The 3,097-nt window shown below is 64.5% G+C and carries 5 protein-coding genes; 4 read left to right on the top strand and 1 reads right to left on the bottom strand.

Annotation, left to right across the window (positions count from 1 at the left end):
* Positions 1–336, top strand: a 336-nt coding sequence (locus VGH54_RS29660; protein WP_331515758.1) for a hypothetical protein, incomplete at its 5' end; no start/stop codon positions are given.
* A gap of 513 nt (positions 337–849) precedes the next feature.
* Here the strand turns inward: VGH54_RS29660 and VGH54_RS29655 are convergent.
* Complete coding sequence (locus VGH54_RS29655) at positions 850–1,434, bottom strand: hypothetical protein (protein WP_331515757.1); 585 nt, start codon at positions 1,432–1,434, stop codon at positions 850–852.
* Between the two features lie 216 nt (positions 1,435–1,650).
* Here VGH54_RS29655 and VGH54_RS29650 point away from each other — a divergent pair, with 216 nt between their 5' ends.
* The 3 genes from VGH54_RS29650 to VGH54_RS29640 all read left to right on the top strand — a co-directional run bounded on the left by VGH54_RS29650 (position 1,651) and on the right by VGH54_RS29640 (position 3,032).
* The gene (locus tag VGH54_RS29650; RefSeq protein WP_331515756.1) at positions 1,651–2,262 is read left to right on the top strand and encodes a hypothetical protein; all 612 of its coding nucleotides are present in this window, start codon (positions 1,651–1,653) and stop codon (positions 2,260–2,262) included.
* 83 nt (positions 2,263–2,345) lie between these two features.
* Positions 2,346–2,558 carry a hypothetical protein gene (locus VGH54_RS29645; RefSeq protein WP_331515755.1) on the top strand — a complete coding sequence of 71 codons (213 nt, stop codon included), beginning with the start codon at positions 2,346–2,348 and terminating at the stop codon, positions 2,556–2,558.
* Between the two features lie 174 nt (positions 2,559–2,732).
* On the top strand, positions 2,733–3,032 hold the full coding sequence (locus VGH54_RS29640; RefSeq protein ID WP_331515754.1) for a hypothetical protein: 300 nt from the start codon (positions 2,733–2,735) through the stop codon (positions 3,030–3,032).
* Positions 3,033–3,097 lie beyond the last annotated feature (65 nt).

Genomic DNA, 3,097 nt, shown 5'->3' with positions numbered 1-3,097 from the left:
GAAGGCCACCCGGACGCGCGGCGGCGCTCACAAGGCGTCTGCGGCCCCTCGCGCCAGGAAGGCTGCGGCGAAGTGAGCGACTACGACGATCACGTGATCGAGTGCGGTCACACGCTGTCCTCTCGGCACATCGCCCTGATGGGCATCCTGCGCGGGTACGTGGAGGCTGACCAGGCGTCCGTGAGGCCACTGATGGATGAGGCGTCGCACAAGTTCCTGCTCCAGATCTGCACGAAGGCTGGTGAGGCCACCGACGCCTACCACGACGTGTGGGGTGAGCCCAACGTGAAGCAGCTCCTGGAGGGCACCGAGTTCGCCTCGCGGCTCTGGACGTGATCGATGCCCCCTGAACCTCCCCCGATCGACTGGGAGGCCGCGTACGACCTCGACTGGGTCGGTGTGAGCGCGTCGCTGGTGTACGCCCCGACGTTCACACGGGCCCAGTTCGAGGTTCAGCGGAAGTCGATTTATCGGCCTCAAGCGATCAAGAAAACAGCGCTTTGGGCGGAACTACCAGAAACCCCACCAAGGAATGCGCGCGAATCGCTTATGTCGATTTATCGCATTCTACAGGACGCAGAAGCGGACTACTGGATTCGCTATCTGCGGGAAAGGAGATAACAGACCTCCGAAGGGGCCCCCGAAGGGGCCCCTTTCCTGTGAACGTTCGCAGTTTCTACGATCAAGACAGGCCGGGCCGTTAAGGCACAGTCGCGGCGCCAGCCGCGTCCGCTTCCGGCGCCGCAGGCGCCCCGCCCGCGCAGCGGGCCTGTTATGTCAGCCCGCGCTTGCGCGGTCCGCTACGCTGTAGATCACCGACGTCGGCCACGTGGAGTACCGCGCGGGTCTTCACGACCTCCCGGACCACGTCGCAGCCTGCGAGAACCTCGCTCCGAGGTGATAGGTGTTCCCCCCAGCGTCAGTGGTGTTGATCAACCCGGCGCCGTCTTGGATCTCCCACGGCATCCACACGTCGATTCCGTTGATCGAGTCGTACCGGCGGCGAGCCTGCGTGTCGATCGTCCCCTGCACTGGCTTCCACGTCACGATGACCAGCTGGGGGATGTTTATATCGACAAAGTCAACGGTTGGATACAGCCGGTCCCACTGGACCCAGTCCCCCAGCTCGAACGTGCCCGGCGTGAAGTTCTCGTCCGTCAGCGGGATGCGCGACGACGTCGCTAGTCCGCCCTGCGTGAACTGGCCACCGACGACGATCAACGTCTCATAGAGGAACGAGAGGTTCACGTCCGTCGTCCCGCCCCCTGCGACCACGTAGAGCTCCACGTCGGTCCGCAGCCGGAGCGACGAGTAGCTGTGCGAAATTCCTCCGTCCGACATCTGCATGGTGTTGTTCGAGCTCGGCGCGAGCGGCGTTGTACCCGTCGGTAGGAACTGGCCGTGCACCCTCGTGACGACGTGCTTCGTGGTCATCCGTGCCCCTTACATTCGTTAGGAACCTATACCGAATATATATCTCCCTGACCTGGGGAGATAGGACCGCCGGCGGCGCGGCCGCGGTCCTGCAGGCCTCCGTCGACGAGCTCGCCGGCGACGCCGCGGTGAAAACGGCAAACTAGCCTTGACCAGGGGTTACACGGAGACACGTAAGGACTACTCTGGTGACGACCCATCAGAAAGGAGGGATCGATGACGGACTACATCGCCTACGTGCGCGGCGTCCTGGCGGACGGACGTGCGTGGTCCACCGAGCGCCACATCACCAGCACGCAGTCTCCGACAGCGCTGCTGACGACCTGGCAGAACGCCTGGACCTCGGCATGGAACCTGGCGACCACAGGGCTCGCGACCGTGTACGAGAGCACTACCTCGATCACACAGTTCGAGGTCGGGACGCTGAACGCGAGCATGCACAAGGTCGCCAAGAGCACGGCCACCGTGTCGCTCGCGGGAACCGCGACCGGTTCCGGTCTGCCCGGCTCGAACTCGATCGTGGTCGACTGGACCTCGACGGTCACCCAGAAGTACGGACGCGGCCGTATGGCCCTGCCCGCTCCTGCGGACAGCCAGGCTGCCGACGACGTGCTACTCGCGACACCCGGCGCGAACGTCAAGGCTGCGATCACCTCGGTGCAGACCGCGGTGCAGGCCGACGGCTCGACGTTCTTCGTCTACCCGAGGTTCACCACGCAGAGCGGACAGCCGGCGTTCACCAAGACCGTGCTCACCGCGTTCTCCGTCCGGAAGCAGCTCGGGACACAGAGGCGCCGGACGCGCAAGACGACCAAGACGTACTTCTAGTACGCCGGGCCCCCTATACAAGGGGACTGATTCGACGTCGATCGACGTCGAACCCCACGACGAACCGCAGAGGAGCAGGTCGTATGGCCACTCGCGCCAACAAGTTCACCGTGCACGTGACGCCGTCCAGGCACCAACAGACGATGTCAATACGTGCATCGGGCAGGTTCGGCAAGACGTCGCTGATCATCCCGCCCACATACCAGGCGAACCAGGTTCTGTCATCCGCCACCGACGCCAAGACGTACTGGAACGCGGTGCTGGTGCTCGCGCAGGCGATGGTGCTAAGCCTGTAGCGTCAACCGTTCGCGCTGCGAGCGTTCTGGCCCCGCGCTGGCCCCGCCGAGACCCCACGTCCGGCGGGGCCAGATCCATTTTGTGATGGGGAAGCTAGGGGCTTGCTAGGGGAAGCTAGGTGCGCTTGAATGGTCCCTAGGGGGAAGCCAAGTACCCCTGTAGGGAGTCACATCATGGCACGTAAGAGCTTGTCGTCCCAGGTGCTCGAAGAGCTGGACAGAGCCGGCGGTTTGCTCCGGTCCGTGGCCGACTCGGTCGATCCGATCATCGGTCACCTCTTGGGCGAGGTGCAGCGGAGTCATCAGCGCATCGAGACCATGTGTCTCGCGGCCCGTCAGCAGACCGTCAACGCGGTCACGGAGGACCGTCCGGGCACCGAGGAGACCACCGAGGTCCCGAAGGCCACCCGGACGCGCGGCGGCGCTCACAAGGCGTCTGCGGCCCCTCGCGCCAGGAAGGCTGCGGCGAAGTGAGCGACTACGACGATCACGTGATCGAGTGCGGTCACACGCTGTCCTCTCGGCACATCGCCCTGATG

Origin of the sequence: Mycobacterium sp. (assembly GCF_036488105.1) — a bacterium.
Taxonomy (GTDB): Bacteria; Actinomycetota; Actinomycetes; order Mycobacteriales; family Mycobacteriaceae; genus Mycobacterium.
The sequence above is the reverse complement of the archived record's forward strand: the minus strand, read 5'-3'. Positions and strand labels throughout refer to the sequence as shown.